At 39.7% G+C, this 19,545-nt stretch carries 11 protein-coding genes and 2 pseudogenes; 2 read left to right on the top strand and 11 right to left on the bottom strand.

Annotated elements, in window-relative coordinates; genetic code table 11:
* Positions 1-466: 466 nt before the first annotated feature.
* A pseudogene (locus R8N46_RS09555) lies at positions 467-1,391 on the top strand (IS5 family transposase).
* Positions 1,392-1,470: 79 nt separating this feature from the next.
* On the opposite strand, the gene R8N46_RS09550 reads toward R8N46_RS09555, so the two are convergent.
* The 8 genes from R8N46_RS09550 to R8N46_RS09515 form a co-directional block, all read right to left on the bottom strand.
* On the bottom strand, positions 1,471-3,828 hold the full coding sequence (locus tag R8N46_RS09550) for a DEAD/DEAH box helicase family protein (protein ID WP_213972324.1): 2,358 nt from the start codon (positions 3,826-3,828) through the stop codon (positions 1,471-1,473).
* 12 nt (positions 3,829-3,840) lie between these two features.
* Positions 3,841-5,715: a recombinase family protein gene (locus R8N46_RS09545; RefSeq protein WP_029809411.1), complete on the bottom strand. Its 1,875-nt coding sequence runs from the start codon at positions 5,713-5,715 to the stop codon at positions 3,841-3,843.
* A gap of 977 nt (positions 5,716-6,692) precedes the next feature.
* Complete coding sequence (locus R8N46_RS09540; protein WP_029809412.1) at positions 6,693-7,529, bottom strand: helix-turn-helix transcriptional regulator; 837 nt, start codon at positions 7,527-7,529, stop codon at positions 6,693-6,695.
* Positions 7,526-8,398, bottom strand: a complete 873-nt coding sequence (locus R8N46_RS09535) for a hypothetical protein (RefSeq protein WP_025499151.1) — start codon at positions 8,396-8,398, stop codon at positions 7,526-7,528. Before R8N46_RS09535 ends, R8N46_RS09540 begins: the two co-directional genes overlap by 4 nt.
* Complete coding sequence (locus R8N46_RS09530) at positions 8,391-9,632, bottom strand: hypothetical protein (protein WP_029809413.1); 1,242 nt, start codon at positions 9,630-9,632, stop codon at positions 8,391-8,393. The genes R8N46_RS09535 and R8N46_RS09530 overlap by 8 nt, the downstream gene beginning before the upstream one ends.
* Entirely contained in the window at positions 9,632-10,264 is a 633-nt protein-coding gene (locus R8N46_RS09525) for a hypothetical protein (protein ID WP_050550470.1), read from the bottom strand. Before R8N46_RS09525 ends, R8N46_RS09530 begins: the two co-directional genes overlap by 1 nt.
* A 2-nt stretch (positions 10,265-10,266) precedes the next feature.
* Positions 10,267-13,968 (bottom strand): ATP-binding protein, encoded by a 3,702-nt coding sequence (locus R8N46_RS09520; RefSeq protein ID WP_115385924.1) that lies wholly within the window; start codon positions 13,966-13,968, stop codon positions 10,267-10,269.
* A gap of 358 nt (positions 13,969-14,326) precedes the next feature.
* On the bottom strand, positions 14,327-16,651 hold the full coding sequence (locus R8N46_RS09515; RefSeq protein ID WP_213972322.1) for a TOTE conflict system archaeo-eukaryotic primase domain-containing protein: 2,325 nt from the start codon (positions 16,649-16,651) through the stop codon (positions 14,327-14,329).
* A 166-nt stretch (positions 16,652-16,817) separates the two neighbouring features.
* Between R8N46_RS09515 and R8N46_RS09510 the strand changes: the two are divergent.
* A pseudogene (locus R8N46_RS09510) lies at positions 16,818-17,087 on the top strand (carboxypeptidase M32); the annotation flags it as partial.
* A gap of 70 nt (positions 17,088-17,157) precedes the next feature.
* On the opposite strand, the gene R8N46_RS09505 reads toward R8N46_RS09510, so the two are convergent.
* The 3 genes from R8N46_RS09505 to R8N46_RS09495 all read right to left on the bottom strand — a co-directional run bounded on the left by R8N46_RS09505 (position 17,158) and on the right by R8N46_RS09495 (position 19,374).
* Complete coding sequence (locus R8N46_RS09505) at positions 17,158-18,108, bottom strand: LpxL/LpxP family Kdo(2)-lipid IV(A) lauroyl/palmitoleoyl acyltransferase (protein ID WP_213966580.1); 951 nt, start codon at positions 18,106-18,108, stop codon at positions 17,158-17,160.
* 420 nt (positions 18,109-18,528) lie between these two features.
* A complete protein-coding gene (locus R8N46_RS09500) occupies positions 18,529-18,864 on the bottom strand; it encodes a DMT family transporter (RefSeq protein ID WP_213966591.1) in 336 nt (111 codons plus the stop codon).
* Between the two features lie 123 nt (positions 18,865-18,987).
* The gene (locus R8N46_RS09495) at positions 18,988-19,374 is read right to left on the bottom strand and encodes a hypothetical protein (RefSeq protein ID WP_053303128.1); all 387 of its coding nucleotides are present in this window, start codon (positions 19,372-19,374) and stop codon (positions 18,988-18,990) included.
* Positions 19,375-19,545 lie beyond the last annotated feature (171 nt).

Below are 19,545 nucleotides of genomic sequence, written 5' to 3'. Positions count from 1 at the left end.
AAAAGACATTATCAGAAAGTTTGTCTCTTAACTTGGCGCTTAGACAGGATTTGGCAGTTAGTTCCTAACATAGATACTTGGAACAGGTTTTTAGCAATATCGAACCACGGTAACTTCTATAGAAATAATTGTTACTTCTGTTATCACTGGCTCCACCATAAGTTTGTTACAACGACACCAGAAGGAAGCAGTGTCCATCATATCAAAGCCGTTAAGTAGTAAAAGCAGTATGCTAACGCATACTGCTATTCTATTAAGCCAGTAATAAAGCTGTGTGCATTAATCACTATATATATGTAAAACAAGGTTAATGCACACATTTGATACGCACTATCAATCAAGTAGGACACATGAAGATTATCAGAGAAAGAACTGACATCCAATTTTCGGGCATACCTTAAAGAGCTTGATCTAAACCGATGGAACCTTTCCGTAAACCAGCGTTCTGATCCCTTGATACCAGAGTATAGGAAAAAACAGATGGGGAAATCGAAGAGAAAAAATCACCAACTGGAAAGAATCCAACCAAGCGCTCATAAACTGAAGTTCGCTGACGTTTTGGATGGACGACGATGCTATCGCCAATTGGTACTGTGATTCTCCGTCTGGACACAGAGGAATAGATACTGCCCCGATGCTGGCAGGGCTTTTCAACCTGCCACTCCGCGCTTTACTGGGCTTTAATGAGTTCAGTTATTCCGCGGAAGCATTGATTCGCTGTTTGGTCTGCTGCATGTAGACTTACATTCGCCAAATTACACCAACGTACGCAAGCGAACACGAACAGTCGATGTGAATATTGCCAAACTCCTAAAGGTCCAGTGGCACACCTGCTCATTGACGCAACTGGTGTTAAAATTTTTGGTGAAGGAGAATGGATGGTTCGTAAGTATGGCAGTGAAGGCCGACGCGGATGGCGCAAAGTCCACTTTGACGCAGATAGCCACGACATCATCTCTTCCGTAGTTTCTCTAGATAGCGTCCATAATAGCTAGGTACAGCCTGGTCTCTTGAATCCTTTACACAATAAAATAGAACAAGTATAGACAGATGGAGCCTATGACACACGAGGTTGCTATGAAGTGATAGGCAAAAAGGGAGCGAATGCGGTGCTCCCTCCTCGAAAGATTGTTGCCCTCTGGGATGACGAACACCCAAGAAACGAATATGTTATTGCCCAGCAGTCAGACCAACTAGAACAATGGAAAATGGACAGCCGTTACCACCAACGCTCACTAGTTGGGACTGCGATGTATCGTTACAAGCAACTGCTCAGTGGGAAAGTGACGCTGAGAAAAGACAATGGCCAACTAGGTGAAATTTTGGTTAACTTTAAGGGGTTGAACAAACTCACTGTGCTTGGTATGCCTGTTCGTCAGAGACTGAGCTAATATACCGCAGGTTAATGGCTTCACGCATATCCAAGGCTAAATTGGTCAACAACACCACTCAACTCAAGTGTCCAAAGGTCTAGGTTCCACTTCCCTCTTCACGTTTAATAACATTCACCATTTTGCCTTTATTTGTTCTTTGTACGTCAAACCCCAATAAACGAAACAGTTTATTTACCTTTGCTGCCATACCACGCATCCCAAATTTCTTCCATGCTGTCGTGATTTTTAGCGATTTAGGCAAGATATAATTAACAACAGATGAATTATCAAGCAGTTCATAAAAAATTGATTCAATGCTTACTTCCAGTTTTCCTGTTGACTTAATTGGTATTTTAGTAGGCTCAAAAGAGAAACTAGCTAGATGTAATATTCTTCTTAGTACCTCTACTGCCTCTGCTTGTTTACGAGCATCTTGGCTATGCATACTAATATCAGCTTCACCTCTGAGCATCGATTTGACTGTCGCATCAAAGTCATGCTTTAGGGAAAGGTTATAGGTGTATTCAACATCGCCTTTGGGTAATACTTCATCACTATCATCAATCTTAAAACCACTTCGCCGCAATGTTTCATAGAGAGCATAATGCAAATTATCCAGAAGTATCTGTCGATGTTTCGCTAAACGTGCCTCAAAACGTTCATCTTCGGTATAAGCGTGACGATAAAAACTAATTGAATGAAATGGTGGTGGTTGAAGTAACCCGAATATCATTCTTTTTGCGGTTCTGAGTCGGGAAGCAAACTGAATCAACTCTTTGGGCGTTAATACCCCTGAAGCGAACACCGTCACTATTTCAGCATGTTTAGTATTTATATCAAAACCTTCTTTCAGAATTGGACTGACAATAACAGTATCGTATTTTTGAATTTCATTAGACGGATCATTCAAAAACGCATCTTGCTCCTCTAAAAGGTAGTTTTTATCATCATCTCCTTTCACTATTGCTAAGATCTTATTTTCAATTGCTGCTTTAAAGTCAGCGACCTTTCTCTGTCCATTAAAAATGAAATAACCACTACTAATAAGCCACGACTCAATACTCTTTTTGCTATCACACACAATGAAGTTTTTGGTATTCGGCTTTAAGCCATTCGAAAGCAAATGCTCTTGATACCGACCCCACTCCCCTATTTTTGCCTGAATATTTGTTTTACTAACGTTATCACACACGGCTGTTGGAGGTAAGATACCCGCGACTACCCGTCTATCTCCACAGTCTTTTTTCACAACAGTTGTCGTCAAATGGTCGGTCAAATCAGCATCCATCAAAATAACCTTTTGCTGACCAGAGAAAATCACGCTGAGCAGGTTTTTTATCGTATCTTTTTCTGCTTTTGTCAGGTACTTCTCCCCAGTTGCATACACTGCTTCAAGTACTTTTTCTGCCTCATCAATAATAACTAAGTCTGCATATTTTATACGATGTTGTATAACTTGTTTCGTTATCGATTTTAAAGTGGACACAACGTGATTCGACGTTTCCAAAGCAATTAATGGTGCGTCTGAGGTAACTAAACTAAGTTGTTTTATTCGTTCATCAGGGCCAGTAGTATCTTGCTCTAACAAATGATTAGCAACACTATCTTCTACTCGATGTTTAAATGAACCAATGACAGATTTTAGGTTAGAAATCAAGACTGTACGTTTTTTTTGACGATGAAACGAATGTAGAATTTGGATAGCAAGTTCTGTTTTTCCCGTCCCTGTCCCTGCCTTCAATAGAGTTATATCAGGCATAGGAAACGGCTTGCGGGTGTTGCTTTTTCCATCATACAGATGGTATTCAAACTTTAGCGGATGAGTAATAAAACTCCCCAAGTAAAAGCCTGAAAATCGCTTGTCATAATAGGTTCTAATTCCATGTTTCGATGGTTCGAAGTCTAATGATGCATCAATCACACTGTCTAGGTACGCCTTGTTAGACTTCTTCATCAAAGAGGAAAATTTTCTCTTGCTCAAATGACTAATACTATTTACTTCTTCGTGAAACAGTCTAATTTTATCGTCAATATCTACCTGATCTTGTTTAATATCACTGCCTAAATATTGTGCTTTTGCGAGACTAAAAAGGTTGATGTCAAAGGTGACATTGTAACCCTTTAGAAGATGTAGTGTTCGAGAAGCACTTTTAGAAATAATGATGTTACCATTACCATCTAGAAGATCACATTTAAAGTAGTGCGATATTTTCTCAATAACTATGCTAGATAATTGGCACGTAATACAAATTGAACTTAACCATCTTTCATAGCCTTGTCGGTATCCCTCTTGATGATAACGAACAGAAGCAACAAGGTCCTTCAGCTCAGATAGGACAACTCGCCTAGCACTACTTTGTAAAAAATCGGGGATATGCTCCCCGATTACAATGATGACTTCTGTTGCGCATACATTCAAACATTGCTTAAAAAATGGTGGGAAAGACGTCACCATATACTACTTACCTTATATTATTTGCTCTTCAACAAGCTCATCAACTACTATTTGAGATAAAGCACTCGCTATGTCATAGCCTAACCACACATTATCAGGAGCACTGCTGTCACTTTTGGAATCATCCATAGCTAACTTTTCAAGCAACGCCTCGAAACCATGCTGGTTCCAGTATGCAAGTTGTTCTTCTGTGTAACTGCCTCGCGCATCATTAGCAAAATCATCATCAATCCGAGTAAACAGCAATTCGCCTGCGTCTTTCTCACTAGTAACAAATATCGAGAGATTACGACTCGAGTAAAATTCAACATCGATCACGTTTACTAAAGCATTGCCATGAATGTTTCCGTAGCCGTAATAGGAAAGTGGTTTTGGTTCCATATGTACTGATAACTTCTTAATTGCTTTGACCAATACATCTTTTACTAGCAGGCGAGCTTCTCGATTACGGTAATTACGAGCAGCTTGTACTTTACTAATAAACTCTTTGATCGAGTCAGCACTGATTGTGTATGTTTCATACTCACTTGATTGCTTTTTCAGTTCTTCTTTTTTATTTTGCAAGACTTGGTATTTCGCCTTCTCTGAAGCCCTTTTCTCACCATCTGAAATAATAGTTAAAGTATCTAAGATGTTATCCATTTTCTGGTCAATCTCTTTGATTTTCTCATCAATGGTTAGTTTGGTGTTGCTATCCACATCTTGATTTATCAAGTCGTAGTCAATATGACGGGAGACTGACATCAAGAAGGCATCTTCTAGGTAATCTTGGATGATACTTTTGCAACAGGTTTTAGTTTCTTTTTGAGTACTACAATGTAATCGCCTTCTGATGCGATACTTTTGCCTTTGAGGTTGCGAACCAATACTCTTACCACACTTAGCACAAATAGACTTCTTACCATAATCGGTCAATAAATACACAATCGCATTTTTTTGAGAAACGGATTTATCACCACTCATAGCTTGATGCTTTCGCTTTTTAACTGCCTGAATTGTTTCAAATTCTTCTTCTGAAATAAGTTGGGGATAATAGTTATCAAGCTCGAACTTCTCTTTAACTGTTTCCCCTTCTTTCAAATACTTAATCTCAAATACTTTTCTACCACATAGTGAAGGGTTCGCTAAAATACTAGTAATAGTCGAAACACCCCAAACATCCCTTCCCGTTGGAGATTTGATGCCTCGAGTTCCTAGCTCTCGACTAATAGAGTTTAAGCCCATGTTCTCTTTTAAGTAGAGTTCCACAATCAATAGTGCTGTCGATTGGTGCTCATTAAGTTCAAAGCCCGCTTTTTCCTTTGGGTGTGACTTTGGCTTACGGGATAACCAAAATGGTAGACTTCCTGACACATCAGCTATCTCACCCTTACGGAAGTTTGCTACCTGTTCGTGAATGAAGTCTATGCTAAAGCCTTGTTTACGCAATGACTCTTCATGAGAGCGTTGCATTTCAATAATGGCATACAACATTGTTCCAACTGGATCAGCACTGAATGTTTTACGATTAAAGACTTTATCCCCTCTTGCTGTTATCACGGTGATGCCAGCCATCACCAGTTCATTAAGAGTTGACTGAGCTTGTATAACCTGCTCTCGGCTCATCCTGTCTAAAGATTCGATAATTAAAAATGAACCTGGTTTGATGTGATTAGACTTGACTAGACTTAAAAATACTCCGAATGCACCTTTTGTTTTGTGCTCAGCATGAAATGCAGACAACCCTTTATCAGTTAGAATAAGATCCTCATTAACTGTTAAGCCGTATTTTTCAGCAATTTCGTAGGCATATTTATCCTGACGCGCCAACGAGGTACCCTTTTCTTGCTCAATGTTTGAAAAGCGTCTGTAAGAGTAGACTTCTGGATTTGGACTAGGTCTAAACATTATACAGCCTCCATATTCGTCTTGGTTAGAACGAAGGGATGCTGAAACAAGTAGACAGGGGTGCTTAAAGTTAAATTAATGCTGGTTCGAAGTGATAATTCAAATAATTGAGCATTTAAACAAGCTCGATCGATTCGCAAACTTACTATAACTTCTAGAACTAAAAATATGACGTTTGACTCTCTCATGGGTCCTCCAAAAAATATATTGAGTCGTAATGTAATAACGGTTTGGCTTGTTTTGCCTGTAGTTTTTATCGTTATTATCTTTTTTTATTATTATGACTTTTATTATATTATTCAGAGCTTTCTGAGAGGCATCTCGGGAAGCCATTAGAAATTATCTTATATAAATAGGACTGTCAATACTTTTATTAAACAAATCCACAACGATTGATCAGCCACGTTTTCATCATTGGCCAATAACACCATCAAGGGTAACTCCTGATCTGCAAGACTGGCGCTGAAGTTCAGTTATGCCATCTCATGGGCTTCATACACAGCGTAGCTATAATATACCAGCTACTTCGAAGCGATTTCCTCAGAACTTTAACACGTGGGTCCTAATCAAAAATAAGAGGTAGATTGTTTTGCTCGAAAGACTACCAATACATCGTTACTGCCCGTAATTTAATGCAAAATGTAAGTAGAAAAGACATTCTCATCGCCCGTGTCGATGGGTCAAAAGTATTTACTAACGCCATAAACACGCTTTCCCTAACACTTAAAGTCAGCTCTACTTCACATCCATATAGTGCAAACTCGATGAAATATGTGCAGTAGAAAGACTACAAGGCGGTCGCGACGGACATGAAGGCCATCTACCAGTCGAAAACTTGCTTGAAACACAGCGGAAACGACTGTTCGGAATGCTCCGAAATATGCAGGACACTTTAAAAGTCATTGCCTTTAAAGTAAACAAGCGTAGCGTCAAACTAGATTTAGAGCAGCACAAGTGCTGCTATTTGTTCAATTAGGTTAGAACAACCACTTACTAACTTCATTTAAGTTCTCAAGGTATAACGGCCGAACTGTAGGTTCATCTGGTCGTTCATGTTTATCAATAAGGTGAAATTGTAAGTAGTACTCCGCCATAGCAGCTCGTATAGTTACCTCATAGAAGTCTCCTTCCCCTTTATCCATCATGATTACACGTTTCTGCTCATCTGTAAGCGCTGGTTGAGGTGAAATTCTCAATGTAACTGTCTGCATCCAGCAATCATCATCTTTAGCAGTCCAAGGCGAATTGCCAACAATAACTACATCCTTCATACGGCTTACATTGAAATCTCTAAATTCTTTTCTGTAATCATCGTAAGCTCGGCAATGCCATCTGAGTCCACTGTTTGCCAGACCTATTGGGTGTAATGTTCTTTTCATTCCTTCTGGATGATTAAGGGAGTGGTAAGTCACTTGAATAGAAAGCTTTTTTGCTATTGCTTGTGTCAGAATACGACTCACTTTCGGGGCAACATAACTCGAAATAGCAGGTCCAAAATCAATGGTATTTTCACCCCATAGCGTTGAAGAATAGCTCACGTTATTTAACCTCAGGAACGCTGTATACTCCTCCCATGAGCCGTCAGTGTAGTGAAGATGAAACTCACTAGTTGGTTCGAATCTTTTCGCACTCTTATTGTAAAAAAGTGAGTCTGGGTATTCTTTTCGATATTCAGCTAAGCTCTTAGTAATGTTGTTTACTGTTACCTGAAACAACACAGCTAGCTTAGATGCATTGACCACACCTTCCCAATAAGCCAGTAATTCGATAACTCTAAAACGAGCTTCTTTTGTACTGAGACCACCACCAATCATTGCTTAATCTCCAGATTCTCGATCACTTTCAATTGCGCTTTATGAACAACTAGGTGCTCTTGTGTAATTGCCAAATATTCCGATTCAATTTTTATCAAGTGCTCTCTAACTACCTCTGGCGTGCGCGGATCCTTTAGTCGCCTTAATAGCTGAGGCTGCTGCTTGTAGAATTCATCAAGCTTACTCAATTTTAGTATTTCTGGAGATAAGCTTGTCGGTACTATTAGATCGACAGGTCTTACCTCTGCTACTTTTAAAGCCATATCGAAACCTGCTGCATCGTAGTCAAAGAAAACAGCAACTTTTGCTGAGCTGCTTATGCTACCTATCACTTCCATTACAACTGACTGGTTATCACCATGCCCTTTATAGATCATTACCGCCTCCTCATATTCAGAAGGTATACGGTCAATGACTTCCTCCCAGTAAACCAAGGCTTCTCCGTTTTCTAAGATTATCAACTGCTTTATACGTTCGACATCCAAATGACCTTTTCTTACCGATACTACCGTACCAACTGGTGTTGATACTTCCTCATTACCTATCAACGGAATCGATGAAGTAAGACTCGACATATTTATCATTGATTTAAATACGTCTCCTCTTGCCCACTTTTCATTAGGTACTGTTTTTGATGCATCCATGCGGTTATGAAATTCAAGAGATAAATCCATTACTGATTTACCAAACATTTCATCAAGAAAGGTTTCCAGTTTTCTCAACTCATGCGAACTTAAATGAATTTTGCCACTCCGATAATCACCTATACCTACTTCATCACAAATATGTCTATAAGTAGGTTTGTCTGGAAGCTGTCTTTTCGATGACTTAACTATTTGGAGTGCAAGTTTAAGAACCTTTTTATTCACGATTACCTTTCCTGAAAATTATATCCTTGATATACAAAGTACCGTCAAAAGGCTGGACAATATCTCTGACCTCTTCGACTACTACGTATCTGGAAATAGATTTTTTCTGTGCTTCATAATAGCTCATCACCATAATCATCCAATCTTCGGGCAAAGCTTCAACACCGAGGACTCCATAAGCATTCATTGCTGAAATATCTTCTTTGTAGGATGCATCGGTAATAGCCTGAAATAGTAGCTCTACATTTTCTGTTAAAGGATCGAGAACATTTTCCAGAGTCTCTCCTCTTGCATCGGCGATTTCCTCATTATTTTCTTCTGGTTGCTCAGTATTTGGCTCTAGCTGAACTTTTTCCAAAGTATCCAGCGCAATATCCATGAGGAGTTCTTCATCTCTTGCACTACTGGTATCAACATATCCCCCTAAACGTTGCCTTTCGGCAAGAGAGGCGCAAGTAGGCAGCTCCATGATCCCTGATATATCGGGTCGATAACCAGGTTGCTCTTTGAACTTGTTCGAGAAGATGTCAATCAGCATGTTTAACCGACGAACTGCTTTGTCTCTTTGTAGTTTCTCCACCATACTATTTAGTTTGCGATTGGTAGCTGCCAGGTCTTTCAAACTACGATCAAGATGAGCTTTAAAGACTTTCATTAGTAGTCGTTCAAGCAGTAAATCAGTTCCAACCCATTCTCTTATCTTTACTACACTTAAGTGGCTGATTGTCGTTCTGAGCTTAAAGCATTCATCTTTACAGCGGGTTGTCTGTCTTATACGTTCATCAATATCAGATACGACGCTAAATTCATCAGAAACAATATGGTGATACATACTTAAGGCATCTGTAAGCATGTCCATTATTTCCATGACTATCTCTCTGATTTCATCAAAGTATTGCTCGTGAGAAGTATGTGTCCTGATCTTCGATTTCTTATAGCTCTCTATACTAAATTCTAAATCCTCAATAAGGCTTGAATATGCTCCTACTTTTTCTCTGAATCTATATCTGCTAGTAACATGATCCAACAGACTCCTAACTTTGCTGTGAACCTGTACACCAAGGTTGTCGTCGACATAATAAGCTAATCGATTTTTTTCTAAGGCTGTTATTGCAGATTCATTTTCAGGTGTGTCATCAATTTGACCAGCAGTGACATAGCAACTTTCATCAACTACCTCGATATGCTTGCTTAGAGCACGAATCGCTGATTTTGAATCTTCTTTACGTCCCATCAGAACAGCTCCTGCTGAGATTCTGGTTCATCATCTGGTAACTCGTAGCCTTCAAATGAGTGAATGAATTCTAATTGATCAAATAATAAAGACCATTTGGCTGTCGCTATATACACAGCACCAGAACTACCAACCGACAGTAGATATCCATTGTCAGATAAGTAAGTCAGAACAGACCTCAGCTTAGTTTTTGTTTCAAGAGATCTTGAAACTTTTCTAAATTTAGAAGCGATCTGACTCAACAATTCAGACATAGAGGAAGACTCTTCTATTGCCGATAGTAACTCTGACTCTGAAATTCTTGCACCCGCTTCTATTGGACGAGATTCCGCGTCTACATTTCTCACTAATCTAAGCCAATCAAGCAATGGTTCTAGATCGACTAGCATATGGGAGAACTGTTTAGTCGCTCTTTTTCGCCTCTTTGGATCTTCTAATGTCTCATATGAGCAATAGTAGCCTTTACTGTCATTAGTCTTTCCAACTTGTCTGGAAATTCGATGCAGAAATGCATTAACGTCGGAACAATTTATAGAGTCTTGGAGAAATCGAAAAGCTTCGGGATAAGAAACTTCACATATCACTTTTTCATCAAGTAGATATTCAACCGTAATTTCAAATCTGGTGCTCATGATTACTTATCCTCTTCTTCAGGTAATAAAGGATTTTTCTTATCACCTTTTACTGAAACATAACGTTTAATACCTAGGTTTTTGTCCACATAATTCTTGGTGTTAAAGTAGCGGAGTAATACAGGAGATGGGTTAGGCTGAGCACAAAACAGCGAGATGTTATGTTCATCCATCAGCTCGAATAGAATCATCACATTTTCATCTGAAATTTTACCAAGTTCATCTAATGGCCAATGTATCCTTACATTACTGTCTTTACATAAATAACGAGTCATGCCGCAGAATACAACAATCACTGCCAGAGTAGAGATACCTTCACTACTAAGCCCTTTAAGGTCTGCATCGGTTCTTATGTTTACAGATCGACCATTTTCTCTCATCGATATATCAATATCGACTAAAGACTCAATATCACTACTTATCTGACAACTACGCAAAGAGTCTGTCGTACTTTGGAATATCGTGACAAATTCTTTGCTAGGAAGTACATTCCGACCGCTCTCCACCCACTTAGACCAGACTTCGCTAAACGCCTTTAAATCTTTCCATATATCAAACTCATCGACTTTTGATACCAACTCGACGTTAATGTCACTTAGTGCTTCAAAGTGATTTGTTGTATTTATCTCTTCACCAAGTGTTGAAGAAATTGATCTCACTTTTCTATTTAATGTGTCCAATGAATGGTAGAAACGCACATACCGTTCACCTACCGTTTTGAGTGACTCTAGGGTAACTTCCCTGATGTCGGGGATGGCTACCTCTAATAAACGTCTTACATCATCGATACCTTCAATAAAGAAATCTTCCGTATAACTAGCATGGATAGAACGCTGACTCCTGTCTTGTTCCATGTTTTCCCACAGAACATAAATTTTATTCTTTGAACCTATACTTGTTAAAACTTCCCCCACTTTCTTTACTGCATCAGCGATGCTTCGGCGTAATACTTTAATCCTATTAATATTCTTTGTTAGTCGTTCAAGTAGCAGCTCTAAAGATAAATTGTCTCTTATTTCGGTTGATTCATGTGTAGTAGGAACTTTCTCAAGCGCATCATTAACATCTTCATAAGCGTGATTTACGCTTTTCTGCTCCTTATCTAACCGCTCTAGCTTTGCCTTCTGTTCTCTAGTCTTGACCTCTAGTTCTTTCAACCGCTCTTGGTGCTTTTTCTTTTTTTCTTCAAGCTGACTAGATAGATGATCAACTGATGCTGAAAGCTCAGTTGCCTCTTTTTCATACTTATCTATATGCACCCACAGCGATTTTTCCCAGCTACGATAGTCGTTGATTAACTGTGCGTAGCTTTTTATCAGTTCATACTCACTCTTAGACTTGGCCGATCTTTCTTTAGCAATTTGCTCAGTCAAAGGATCGATACCTCTGTTTTTCAATATCGCCTCAAAGGTTTTCTCAAACTCTTTGCGTTGATTATCCGCAGTATCTATTATCTCTTTAATCAGTTGACCCTTCAGATCAATTTGCTCTTGAATTGCTGCTTCTTCCACTGAAGCGTTGGCTTTTAAAGTAAGTATCTCTTGTCTAGTAGCTTCTTCTAACTTTTCGGCACCACCATCCGTTTCATGGTCGTAAGCTTTTAGCTCTAATTTACTCTGCTGAATACGTTTATCAATTTCCCCAACTCTGTAATTGATGGTCTTCTGTATTTCAATTTTTCTCGAGTTTATTGATAGACCTATCTCTTTCCTTTCAACCTTTAAACTTTCCTCTTCTCTTCGTAGTTGAGATAGCTCCGTTTTAGACTGAGAAACCTGATTGTTGAGTTTTCCGAGTTCTGTTTTTATACGCGTGACATCTTCTTCATAGTTAAAAATATCTTTTTTGAGGACGTCTCTTTGTTGCTTTAACTGATTCTCAGACTTAGTAAACTCGTTCGGTTCAACAAGATTGAGGTTTATTTCGAGTCCATACAAAGCTTGCGAACCGTTACCATCAAGTAATTGAGGATTTAAGTTTTTCTGGCTAAGAAGCTCAGGTCGAATCACTTTCCCTATAGTGTTTCTCCAAGAGTCTTTCGTATCATTCAAAAATTCATGCAAACTATCAGGTTCAGGATTTAACTGCCTAGTGATTTTCTCTCTTTCTACTTCGGCCTTAGCCAATGCATCCTTTTTGAATTGCAATTCATCTAATTTGCCGTCTCGAAGCTTTATATCACTATCAAGTTCTTCTCGTTTCTCCGATATCTCTGTAACTTTCTTTGCTAATTGTTCTTCAATTTCAGTAATTTGGTTTTCATATGAATGAATGTCTTTGCTCTCGTCTTCAGAATACGAGGAAGCTTTTGTTTTATCATCATAGAGCGCTTGAATGTCATCATTAATGCGTTGTTTTTCTGAAGCTCGGTTTTTCAAAAATTCTCGAATTTGAACATGCATTTCGTCAGATCGATCATTTTGTTTTTGCTGAGAAAGCCTCAAATGCTCATACATTGATTTTTCTAATGTAGATAACTCGTCCTTTGCCTTACTTAACTTGTTCGTTGTATCAGTTTCCAGTTGATCAACTTTTTTTTGGTGAACATCCGCCTGCTGTGATACTGCTTCTAATAAGCTCTTATAGTGTTCGTTGTCGCAGTTCATTTTTTCTTCATAGTCAGACAACTGTTCGTACTGGGATATCTTGGTTGTAATGTTCTCCTTTCCATCCCATCGCTCTCTTTCATCATATATCGTCTGAATTAGGCTACTCTTGCTCACTAGGGCGTTGGATTCGTTGTTATAACGTTCTCTTAATGCGGCTGTTTTACTTTTATAGTCATCTTCCAGATCACCTGTTTGAATCTTCAAGTCTGTTATTAAAGATTCTGTAGTCATCAAGTTTGATTCCACTTCAGAAGCTGCCTGGTCTAGCTGTTTTTTATAGGCGAGAAGTAAAGACCATTGTTCTTTTAGCTCTACATCTTTATCCAAAGCACCATTAAACGTAGTACTATGCTTTTCAATCTCAACCAATACATTAAGGCTGTTGATATACTCCGCATCGTCTTTGTGGAAAGGCGCATCTCCGATATCTATCTGGTCAGATAAAAAGCTGTCTACCACCATAGTTTTAAATTGAGCGAGTAGTTTATCGTGTCTCAACATTACTGCTGTCAAAGAATCGATATGCTGCATCTGAGTATCATTTGAACAAAGTGAAAACTGGTAAGCCATTGAGGATAAAGATTGGTGGGATTTACGTTTCTTTTGCAGGCGCTTTTTATCATTTAATAGAACTGCTCGATAATCAATTGAGCTTCCAATCTGATTGCTTACATAGAAATGTTTAGACACGACGTGTCTCAACCAGTCATGCACATCGTTAGTGCTAGCTAACTGATCCATAAGATGTTGTTGAAACAAGCCTCCTTCAGCACCGCAGTCAACAAACCGATAAGCTACCGATTTCTTCGACTTGTACATGACAACACACTTGAGTTCACCCAAACGCTGATACTCAAAAATCAGCATGGAACGTACTGATGGTAATAAGAAATCAGCAAATGCTTTTTTCTCACCAGCTCGGTTTACCAGTGAACTCGGTTCTTTACCATAGAAGAAAGGAATAAGGCTAAGCATGGTCGATTTACCAGCACCATTCGTTCCCATGTTATTGGTATGCCCAACACACTCTACTTCTGTAAATTTTCCTTTAAAGTAACTGTGATGAAGGTAGATCTTCTGAAGCCCGCTTTCCATTTTGAAACCCAATTGATCAAATATACACCAATACAATGTACATTGAGTCGATGTATATTTATAGGTGTTATTTTGTACAGTGATTAGCCTACAACAATGCTACGCCATATACTGAATTCTTGAAAAAGAGTTTGTTTATTTCTCTAAAGTTGAAAATAGAAAAACCGATCACGATGATCGGCTTTCTTAATCGGAGTTTCCCCAGAGTTGAAGCAATAGAAAATGTCCCTGCTCTCCTAACTGATTTATATTTCTATAGGCTTTGAATTATTTTTTACTTCCCTGATGGTTTTTAAACTCAAACTTCCCAGATCAAATACTCCCACCTAACCGTAATAAACCTAAAAATAACTGTGCTTTACTCAGTAAACAGTTTCTCTTGTAAATCAAACACACCTTCATCGAAACCCAACGCCTTGTATCCACGATTGCGCTTGGTATACATTCTTGCCAACATTGGGATTTTCATATCCACATAATCAATAACACGAATTTCCGTCTTACCGTCATACTCTCGCTGTATCCTTCCGACATACTGAACAAGCGCTCCTTTCCAGGATACAGGCAAAGCCAGGACTAAGGTATCAAGTCGAGGTAGGTCAAATCCTTCACCAATAAAACGTCCAGTCGCTACCAACACTTGGGTCGTTGCCAGCTTTTCATTAACCTCGTCTCGATCTTTCTTTTTCATTGCACCAACAAGCACCTCGTTCTGAATAGCTCTCTGGGTTAGCATTTCACTCAGCAATTTCGTATGCTCTCGGCGTTCCGTAAGAACGATAGGAACACGCTCTTGTTTCACTTCGGCTTCAATGTCACTGATGATTAGCTGATTTCTCTTTTCATGCTCGATCAACCACCTATACACATCAGCGATATGTGGCCGAGGATCTTGAGCTGCCAGTTGAAGCGGTGGTTCGAAAAGAACCTCCTTCTTTTGAAGGGACTGAATAAACTTCACTGAACTGGACGAAGAAATCGTATGCCTTACCCTCCCCGCCTGCATGAAAATAATTGGCTGGTGACCGTCTCTACGTTCCAGAGTCGCACTAATACCAAGTACGTATTTTGCGTGAACCTCTCCTAATAATTTTTCATACTGTGGCGCTGACAGGTGATGGCATTCGTCGATGATTATCTGCCCGTATTCATGGACAACAGGATTGACCGTATTATCGCTTCGGTTAAGCAAGGTTTGATAGGTTGCGACGTCAACAGACTTCGTTGGCTTTTTCTTGGATCCTGTGATCACTCCTATCTCAACATTCGTCGTAAATGCCTTCAGCCTTTCCTGCCATTGGTCTACGAGTTGCTTATTGTGAACAAGAATTAAGGTATTGACCTTTCTTTTACATAACAGGCCTATTGCTGTAACCGTCTTTCCAAATGCCGTGGGCGCATGTAAAACACCGATATCAAATTTAAAAACCGCATCCACTGCTTTCTTCTGCTCTATCCGCAATTCACCGTTAAAACTTATATCTTTAAGAGACACTCCTGTCCTTCTCTTATCGACAAGAAGCAATTTAATATTCGACTGTTCTAGTAACTCACACACATCATCAATACACCCTCTTGGTAACACGAGGTATCCGCTATCAATTTCAGCCAATGATATGTATCTGGGTATTCCGTTTGTTGACAGACGTAGTCCCTGCGCTTTGAAGAATTTGGGATTTGAAAATGAGGCTAATTTCTTTAATCTAGCGACCAAAGCGTTTGGCATTGACTCAATCGGAATATAAATCCTATTCGCTAAAACTACCTCAATACATTGTGGGCATCCTGAAATAGATGCGATTTCTGGTAGATTCCTTTCCCATGGTGCCAAAGAAGGTGTTTCTCTATTAGGTGCTTCCTTGAAATTGTAAGTAGCAGCCAATTTTTTAGTTGAGGCAAGTACCTGCCATTGATCTTTATACGCAGTAAATGTCGTATCAACAAATTCTGTGTTCCCTTGCGATCTTGAGGATTTCTGCAAAGGTAACGCAATCAAGTTCCCGATACCGACTGCAGGTAAATAGTCCTGATTGGGAAACAAACGGTCATAAGATTCAAAAGACAATGTCCCGTGAATTTGCATTGCTTGGTCAAGCAACAGAAAACCTAGTTTTCTGGCAATGGCAGCATCAATTTTCTGCTCAAAAAAGATCCAAACATGCGCCCCATTTCCTGAACGAGAACGCTCAAGTAAAAAATCTATGCCATTACGTTTACAGGCTTCAGCATAAGCCAGTGATGCCGCCTGCCAATCCTTCTTGTCAAAATCTACAGCCAGGAACCAACACTGATCTTCAGAATCCATTGGATAAATACCAACCACAGACTTTCCTGATAGGTGATCATAGACAGCATTCTTGTCGAGAAGCTTGAATGATTGGTTAGGACACTCCAAACATTTAATTTTGGGTTTATTGCATAAGCCCTGTTGCCACTCGTTGTGACAGGCGATCGAGTACCCAGATCTTCCTTGCTTATTTTGCCAGCGAACAGCATAGCAGTTTGTGTTTCCTCGGAAATAACGCTGAAATAGTTCGACCTTTTGCTCAGGCGGCATTACATTGTTACATGCAGAAGACACTGTTCCTTTTGTAGCTAACAACTTCAGCTTCTTGCTTTCAAGTTGTGCTAACTCTAATTTAAGCTCTGAGATTTTATGCTCTATTGCACTGAGTTCTTCCATGAATTACTGCCTTAACCGATTCGCTTGAATATGCTATCAAGTGAAACCTAACTATAGGGTAACACGAAAAATTCATACTATTGCCGAACCACTATTCTCCTTACACCTACTGCATATAGAATTCCTTATCAATATATGATAAAACCCTCTAAAATCAAGTATCAGCGTTCGCCAGACAGACGGAAGTTTTGGCTATTTCCCGTCCTACACGCTCGGTGCGATGTACGCTGCACAATTTATGGCAGCAATGAAACAAACCGTCGATGTAGATGCGGTTATTCGTTCTGGCGACTTAGCTCCGATATTCAATTGGCTCTCGGAAAACATCTGGAGTAAAGGTAGCTTATTCACCACTGATGAGTTGGTAAAACAAGCCACGGGTGAAACACTGAATGCTAAACACTTTCAAGCTCACCTAAAAGATCGCTACTTATAAAGCGAAAAGAATAGAAAGTAAAAGCCCAAGGTTCGTATGTTCCTTGGGCTTTTTGTAGGCTATCTATGTGTTATGCCAAGCTAGGGATGAGCCTAGGCTTGTACAAACAGTCCTCACCCTCTGGTCTAGTTTTAAACCGACGATGAAGCCACATATACTGGCTCGGACTTGCCATGATTGATGTTTCAACTATTTGATTCACGAATGCGGCGGCGCGTTGATGATCCTCTTTCGGGAAACCTTCGACGGGCGCACTAATGGTTAGGGTATAGTGTCCGTCTTTTCCTCTTACCATCGTAAAAGGCACAATGGCGCAATCTGTAGAATCAACCAACAAACTTGTACCTGTCGTAGTACAAGCATTTTTAACGGCAAATAACGGTGCAAATGTCGAGCGTCGGTTACCATAATCGTGGTCCGGTGCATACCAAACTCGCTCACCCGTTTTAAGTGCTTCAAGCATGGCTTTGACGTTTTTACGATCAATCAGTGTACGATTAGAGCGAGAGCGTCCCTTATACTGAAAATAATCAAAGCACGGATTATTGTTTGGGCGATAAACACCGGTTCCAGACTTTTTAATGCCAAAAGCTCGAGCACCTAACTCTAGATTCATTGAGTGTACGGCCAACATTAATGCACCTTTGCCTGACTTCTCTAAAGCCTCTAGATGCTCCATGCCTTTTATCGTGACGTGTTTGTTTACCCGTTTATCTGACCAAAACCATGCCATTGCGGTCTCAAAAAGTGCGATGCCAGTATTGTCGATGTTGTCTTTTAGAATTGCTTCGCGTTGGCATTCTTCCATATGAGGGAAGCAAAGCTCAAGATTGCGTCTGATCGTAACTTGACGTTTTCTCATGAGTCGCATAGCTAAACGACCAATGTTGCGTCCCAAAGCTAGTTGAACTTTAAAAGGAAGGAGGCTAAGTGAGTACATCACGCTAATGATAATTAACGTTCCCCAGTAACGAGGCAAAAGAAATTCGGCCTTGAATGCAGGCTTTTTGTATTTGTTCATGTAAGTATTGTCAGATGTGCCCATCTATAAGTGATAAAAACAATGATAATGGACTGCACTTTTATCATTGATAACGCTAATAACATAAATTAAAGCGCGCGGATTCTATGGTTCTTCGACACACTACACAATAAGAACTTTGCAGAAATATGTAGGGAATGAAAAAGCAGTAAAGATGAGTCGCCACGTTAACATCTATCGGAGTGATTTATCTACTGCCCTTTCCTAAAGTTTGAAGAAACATAACTTTGTATTTTCAATGCGCTAAATAATGTCTATTTTTCAATCACATAATGCGACCGTTATGAATACAACAATAAGACGTCATATCAATACTCGCCATTAGCGATTGAATTTGCACTAAAAAGCCGCAGCAATTTCTCGCTGCGGCTTCTTATTCACTTAACAAGTAGAGTGGCGTTATTCGTACCCTACTGTTTTGGATAATAAATTTACGATCAACACACCAGCGATGATAAACCCAATACCAACTAGGGCCGGTAAGTCTAGACGCTGTCCGTAAACAAAGTAACCAACCGTCGCAACCAAAACGATCCCAGCACCACTCCATATGGCATAAACAACCCCGACAGGCATTGTTTGCACTGTGATGGAAAGCAAGAAGAAAGCGATGCCGTAACCAATCAAAACGACTGTGCTCGGCATTACTTTCGTAAATTGCTCTGTTTTGGGAATATAAGAAGTGGCAATCACTTCACATACAATCGCTATCGACAGCGCCAACATTGGTGGCATAGAGACAAGCATTTTGAACATAAGGCATTAACGCTCAACAGAAATGTAACCGACAACATGTCCGGATAATTAGGCCGCGCATTATACCCAACTCATCTCACGATGGAATACCACTAACGATGTTTACACACCATCACTTTCGCTTACTTTTTGATGACCAGGTGAAAGGCTGACGTTTTGGTGCTGACGAGAAATTTCAAAGTAGATATGCATATCAATCGGCTCAGGTGTATTGAGTAGCATCTTACCTACTTCACGTTGGAAATGACCATAATTACCTAGCTCATCCGTTAGTTCTAGGAGCTCGTAAGAGGCTTCATCGGCAAACATTCCATACGCATACTGATAATGACTGATATCCTTGCTCTTATCATAACCCAGCTTTTGAAGAGCTTGATCAATCTCTTCCGGCGTATAAATGTCTTTATCACCAAACGAATGCAGTAGCACGCAAGGAACTTCTTGAGCGATGCCCTGAATCTTTGTCTTTCTCTTGAAAATACCGAACATAATGTCCTCCACTGACGATGTTTCCAAATATGCACATTAATGCAAAATGGTGAGCTGATTGTTTTTAGTATGGCTCATTAATTTGAGACTTCCTTACTACGAAGTCACCTTCACATATTAACGTGATCGCATAATTACCAGCAAATAGTACACACTGCGTTTCAAACCTAT

The organism is Vibrio sp. 1874, from assembly GCF_033344395.1.
GTDB classification, from domain to species: domain Bacteria; phylum Pseudomonadota; class Gammaproteobacteria; order Enterobacterales; family Vibrionaceae; genus Vibrio; species Vibrio alginolyticus.
The sequence above is the reverse complement of the archived record's forward strand: the minus strand, read 5'-3'. Positions and strand labels throughout refer to the sequence as shown.